This window comes from Nocardiopsis sp. NPDC055824 (genome assembly GCF_053616335.1).
In genome coordinates, this window is the sequence record NZ_JBSHDN010000301.1 from 1 (window position 1) to 5484 (window position 5484).

The 5484-nt window shown below is 69.4% G+C and carries 5 protein-coding genes; 1 reads left to right on the forward strand and 4 read right to left on the reverse strand.

Going from position 1 to position 5484, the window contains the following annotated elements; genetic code table 11:
- Positions 1-128: 128 nt before the first annotated feature.
- From ACWGL3_RS30625 to ACWGL3_RS30640, 4 genes are all read right to left on the reverse strand, one after another.
- Complete coding sequence (locus tag ACWGL3_RS30625) at positions 129-1211, reverse strand: amino acid ABC transporter permease (protein WP_267946016.1); 1083 nt, start codon at positions 1209-1211, stop codon at positions 129-131.
- Positions 1208-1882: an amino acid ABC transporter permease gene (locus tag ACWGL3_RS30630; protein ID WP_267946015.1), complete on the reverse strand. Its 675-nt coding sequence runs from the start codon at positions 1880-1882 to the stop codon at positions 1208-1210. Before ACWGL3_RS30630 ends, ACWGL3_RS30625 begins: the two co-directional genes overlap by 4 nt.
- Positions 1883-1961: 79 nt before the next feature.
- Positions 1962-2813: a glutamate ABC transporter substrate-binding protein gene (locus tag ACWGL3_RS30635; RefSeq protein ID WP_267946014.1), complete on the reverse strand. Its 852-nt coding sequence runs from the start codon at positions 2811-2813 to the stop codon at positions 1962-1964.
- A 50-nt stretch (positions 2814-2863) separates the two neighbouring features.
- A complete protein-coding gene (locus ACWGL3_RS30640; protein ID WP_267946013.1) occupies positions 2864-3607 on the reverse strand; it encodes an amino acid ABC transporter ATP-binding protein in 744 nt (247 codons plus the stop codon).
- A 347-nt stretch (positions 3608-3954) separates the two neighbouring features.
- On the opposite strand from ACWGL3_RS30640, the gene miaB reads away from it, so the two are divergent.
- Complete coding sequence (gene miaB, locus ACWGL3_RS30645) at positions 3955-5421, forward strand: tRNA (N6-isopentenyl adenosine(37)-C2)-methylthiotransferase MiaB (RefSeq protein ID WP_267950477.1); 1467 nt, start codon at positions 3955-3957, stop codon at positions 5419-5421.
- Positions 5422-5484 lie beyond the last annotated feature (63 nt).

Genomic DNA, 5484 nt, shown 5'->3' on the forward strand with positions numbered 1-5484 from the left:
ATTCGGACATTCTCCCTCACCCGGGCCCCTGTCCCGACCCGCCGGGACCGTTTGGCGGGGTGCCACCGGCGCGGGCCCCGCGCACGCGGTCGTGGCGTGCGCGGGGCCGTTCCGGCCGGGGCGGGGGGTCAGTCCCGCCGGTTCTCCGGGCCTTCGTCGTCCTTGTCGGAGCCCTCGTCCGGCGCGGTCGCGCCGGACGGTCCGGCGGCGGTCGCGCCGCCCTCGGCGGGCTCCTGGGCGGTGGCGTCCGGGGCCGCCGGGCCGGGCTGGGCCTGCACCGCCACGGGGGCGCCGCCGGCGGCCGTCGGCTTGGTGGAGGGCCTGCCGCGGCGGGAGTTGCGGCGCTCCAGCCAGATCGCGAACCGGCTCAGGGACAGGTTGATGACGATGTAGATGATCGCGCAGATGATCGCCGCGGGGATGACGTTGCTCTCGCGGGTCGCCACCAGGGTGAAGCTGCGCAGCAGCTCCGGGAAGGCGACGATGTAGCCCAGCGCGGAGTCCTTGAGCAGGACCACCAGCTGGGCGACGATCGCGGGCATCATCGAGGTGATCGCCTGCGGGATGAGGATCAGCCACATGTTCTGGGTCTTCGTCATACCGATGGCCTGCGCCGCCTCGGACTGCCCCTTGGGCACGGCGAGCACACCGGCGCGGAACACCTCCGCCAGCACCGACCCGTTGTACAGGGTCAGACCCGTGACGACGGCGACCAGCGCCGTCACCTGGAACGTGCCGGTGGGGATGTCGAACACCTGGTACGCCACGATGGGCAGCGCCATCGTGAAGAAGATCAGCATCAGCAGCGGGATGCCGCGGAAGAACTCCACGACGGCCCCGGCCGGGACGCGGATCCACCAGTGGTCCGACATGCGGCCGATACCGAACACGAGGCCGAACGCGATGGCGAGCACCGCGGCGGTCAGGGCGGCCGTCAGGGTGTTCTGGAGGCCCGGGATGACGTAGTCGGTCCAGGTGTCGGGCCGCAGGAACGGCTCCCACTTCTCGGCCGTCCACTGCCCGGTCGGGTTGACCGCCCAGGTGGCGGGGTCGAACAACCCCGTCTCCCGCTCGGTCAGGGTGCGGTTGAAGCCCAGGTACAGGATCGCCAGGCCGATCGCGAAGAGGATCAGCGTGCCGACGGTGTAGACCGCGTTGCGGGCACGGGCCTTGGGGCCCGGCGCGTCGAAGAGGACGCTCTGCGCACTCATCGGACCACCGCCATGCGCTTGGAGAGCCAGCCGAAGAAGTAGCCCGTCGGCAGGGTCAGGATCAGGAAGCCGATCGCGAAGCCGACGAAGGTCGGCAGGACCGGCGCGATGCCCTGGTCGAACATGAGCTTCATCTCCCTGGACGCCTCCTGAACGCCCAGCCCCGCGACGGAGGCGACGGTCGTGTTCTTGGTCAGCGCGATGAGCACGCTGCCCAGCGGGCCGACGACGGTTCGCAGAGCCTGCGGGATGACGATCAGCCGCAGGTTCTGGGTGAAGGTCAGACCCAGGGAACGGGCCGCCTCCACCTGGCCGAGGGGGATGGTGTTGATGCCCGAGCGCAGCGACTCGGAGACGAAGCAGGCGGTGTAGGCGGAGAGGCCGATGACCGCCCACCAGAACACGTCCCACGCGACGGTGCCGGACAGGCTCAGCCCGAGGGCGCTGTTGAGGCCCAGCCCGCAGAACAGCAGGACCAGGGTCAGGGGGGTGTTCCTGACGCCCTCCACGTAGGCCGTGGAGATGGCGCGCAGCAGCGGGACGGGGGAGACCCGCATCGCGGTGAGCAGGATGCCCAGAACGAAGGAGAAGAGAGCGCTGAGGAGGGTGAGCCGGACGGTCCATGAGAAACCGTCGACAACCCTGTCGATATTGCTGAGAAAGGCTTCCATGGGTCCCAGCTGGTCAAGGGCCGCGCGGCGGAACGGGAGTCCGGTTCCGCCGCGGGCGCGCGGTCAGTACGGGGTGGACTCAGGCGCAGTCCTCGAGCGCGGGGACCTCCTCCTCGAAGGCGAAGTCGGTGGCGCCGAAGGCGTTCTCGAGGGCCTCGGTCGCGGCGCCCTCCTCCCACATCTGGGTGATGGCGGCGTTGACCTCCTCGCAGCGCTCGGTGGAGCCGGCGGGCAGGCCCACGCCGTACTTCTCCTCGCCGAACGGGTTGTTGACCATCCGGTAGGTGTCCGGGTTCTGCGCGGCGAAGCCCGCGAGGATGGTGTTGTCCGTGGTCACCGCGTCGACGGTGCCGTTGCCGAGGAGCTCCAGGCACTCGGAGTAGTTGCCGGCCTCGCGCAGCTCGGCGTCGATGCCCATGTCGTCGACGATGTTGTTGGCCGACCGCGAACCGGAGGCGGAGCACAGCACCTGGCCGGACAGGTCCTCCGGCCCCTCGATGTCGGTGTTGTCGGCGGCCACCAGGATGTCCTGCTGGGCGACGTAGTACGGGCCCGCGAAGTCGACGACCTGGCGGCGCTCGTCGGTGATCGAGTAGGTGGCGATCACCATGTCGACGGTGCCCTGCTGGAGGAAGGACTCGCGGTTCGCGGAGGCCGCCTCCTCCCAGTTGATCTGCTCCGGGGAGTAGCCGAGCTCGCCGGCGATGTAGGTGGCCACGTCGACGTCGAAGCCCACGGGGGTGTCCCCCTCCAGGAGGCCCAGACCCGGCTGGTCGTACTTGACGCCGATGGTGATGGTGTCGCCACCGCCCTCGCCGCCGTCGCCACCGCCCTCGCCGCCACCGCCGACGTCGGCGGTGCCACAGGCGGTGAGAGCGAAGGCCAGAGCCGCGGTGCCGCCCAGGATGCTGCTGATGCGTCCGACTCGCATGTCGGATACCTCTTCCTTGAGTTCGGGAGAAGGGGAAGGAAAGGGGAGACCTAGTGGGTCAGGATCTTGGAGAGGAAGTCCTGGGCCCGCTCGGACCGGGGGTTCGTGAAGAACTCGTCCGGAGTGTTCTCCTCGACGATCTGGCCGTCGGCCATGAAGACGACGCGGTTGGCGGCGCGACGGGCGAAGCCCATCTCATGGGTGACGACGACCATGGTCATGCCTTCGGTCGCCAGGTCGGTCATGACGTCCAGGACCTCCTGGACCATCTCCGGGTCGAGCGCAGAGGTGGGCTCGTCGAAGAGGAGCACCTTGGGGTTCATCGCCAGGGCCCGGGCGATGGCCACACGCTGCTGCTGCCCGCCGGAGAGCTGGGCCGGGTACTTGTTCGCCTGGTTGCCGATCCGGACCCGGTCCAGGAGCTCCATGCCGCGCTTCTCGGCATCGGCCTTGGACTGGCGAAGGACCTTGACGGGCCCCAGGGTCACGTTCTGCAACACGGTCTTGTGCGCGAACAGGTTGAAGGACTGGAACACCATGCCGACATCGCTGCGGAGCTTGGCGAGACCGCGTCCCTCCGCCGGCAGGGGCTGGCCGTCCAGGGTGATGACCCCGGAGTCGATGGTCTCCAAGCGGTTGATCGCTCGGCACAGAGTCGACTTTCCGGACCCGGACGGTCCGATGACGACTACCACCTCGCCGGAGTTAACCGTCAGATTGATGTCTTGGAGCACGTGCAGGTCGCCGAAGTGCTTGTTGACGTTCTCCAGCACGACGAGAGGAGTTGATGTCATGTGGGGAACTTAGTGGGTTCGACGAGCACTGTCACCCTGAAAACGCCACCCGAATTCGCGGTGGCGCACTTGTTACAGACTCACGACTGGAAACGTTACCAGTGAACGTTGTTCGGTTTGATATCGCCACGCTGGGTGTTTGTCCGGTGGCGTTTCAGATTCGGCGTCTCGACTATCGGCCGTCCGGAAAACGTCGCGGAACCGGGTCGATAACGCGACGCGCCGACGCGCCCCGGAGGACGGGCCGCGTTGCGCGCCCGGACGGGGCGGCCGGGGACCGCGGCCGTCCCCGGGCGGTGCGCCGCACCGGATAGCCTGGTCCCGTGAGCCAGAGTCGTACCTACCAAGTGCGGACCTACGGCTGCCAGATGAACGTCCACGACTCCGAGCGCCTCTCCGGTCTGCTGGAGGACGCTGGGTACGCGCGCGCAGCCGAGGACACCACCGCAGACATCGTCGTGTTCAACACCTGTGCGGTCAGGGAGAACGCCGACAACCGCCTCTACGGCAACCTCGGGCACCTGCGCCCGGTCAAGGATGCCAACCCGGGGATGCAGATCGCCGTCGGCGGCTGCCTCGCCCAGAAGGACCGCGGCGAGATCGTGCGCCGCGCGCCCTGGGTCGACGTCGTCTTCGGCACCCACAACATCGGCTCCCTGCCCACGCTGCTGGAGCGCGCCCGCGTCCAGCGCGAGGCGCAGGTGGAGATCGCCGAGTCCCTGGAGCACTTCCCGTCCACGCTTCCCAGCCGCCGTGAGTCCGCGTACGCGGCGTGGGTGTCGATCTCCGTCGGCTGCAACAACACCTGCACCTTCTGCATCGTGCCCGCGCTGCGGGGCAAGGAGCAGGACCGCCGCCCCGGCGACGTGCTCGCCGAGGTGCGCGCCCTGGTCGCCGAGGGCGTCAGCGAGATCACCCTGCTCGGCCAGAACGTCAACGCCTACGGCAGCGGCTTCGGCGACCGGCAGGCCTTCTCCAAGCTGCTGCGCGCCTGCGGCGGGATCGAGGGGCTGGAGCGCGTGCGCTTCACCTCCCCGCACCCGAAGGACTTCACCGACGACGTCATCGAGGCCATGGCCGAGACGCCCAACGTCATGCCGCAGCTCCACATGCCGCTGCAGTCCGGGTCCAGCAAGGTCCTCAAGGACATGCGCCGCTCCTACCGCCAGGAGCGCTTCCTCGGCATCGTGGAGAAGGTGCGCGCCGCCATGCCGCACGCCGCGATCACCACGGACATCATCGTGGGCTTCCCCGGGGAGACGGAGGAGGACTTCCAGGAGACCCTCCACGTGGTCCGCGAGGCCCGCTTCTCCATGGCGTACACCTTCCAGTACTCCAAGCGCCCGGGAACCCCGGCGGCCACCATGGACGGCCAGGTGCCGCCGGACGTGGTCAAGGACCGCTACCAGCGGCTGGTGGAGCTCCAGGACGGGATCTCCTGGGAGGAGAACAAGAAGCTCGTCGGCCGGGAGGTCGACCTGCTGGTCTCCGAGGGCGAGGGCAAGAAGGACGGCGAGCACCGCCGCCTGTCCGGTCGCGCCCCGGACAACCGCCTGGTCCACTTCGCGGTGGGCGACGGCGAGGAGCCGCGCCCCGGCGACGTGGTGACCGTCGAGGTCACCTACGCCGCACCGCACCACCTGGTGTCCGACTCGGGGATCCGCGGACTGCGCCGCACCCGTTCGGGCGACGCCTGGGCGGCCCGCAACGGCCGCCCGGTCGCGGACGCCAAACCGGACGTCCTGCTGGGCATGCCCGGGATCGGGGCCCCGGCCCAGCAGCCCGCCGCCGTCGGCGGGTGCTGCGACGCCTGAGGCGTCCGACCGGGAGGGCCCCGGAGGTGCGAGCCCGGGACGAACACGCACGCCCCCCTGCGC

Excerpts from the sequence above, each read along its gene's own strand:
- ACWGL3_RS30625 (WP_267946016.1), bottom strand. The coding sequence starts at position 1,211 with ATGAGTGCGCAGAGCGTCCTCTTCGACGCGCCGGGCCCCAAGGCCCGT.
- ACWGL3_RS30630 (WP_267946015.1), bottom strand. The coding sequence starts at position 1,882 with ATGGAAGCCTTTCTCAGCAATATCGACAGGGTTGTCGACGGTTTCTCA.
- ACWGL3_RS30635 (WP_267946014.1), bottom strand. The coding sequence starts at position 2,813 with ATGCGAGTCGGACGCATCAGCAGCATCCTGGGCGGCACCGCGGCTCTG.
- ACWGL3_RS30640 (WP_267946013.1), bottom strand. The coding sequence starts at position 3,607 with ATGACATCAACTCCTCTCGTCGTGCTGGAGAACGTCAACAAGCACTTC.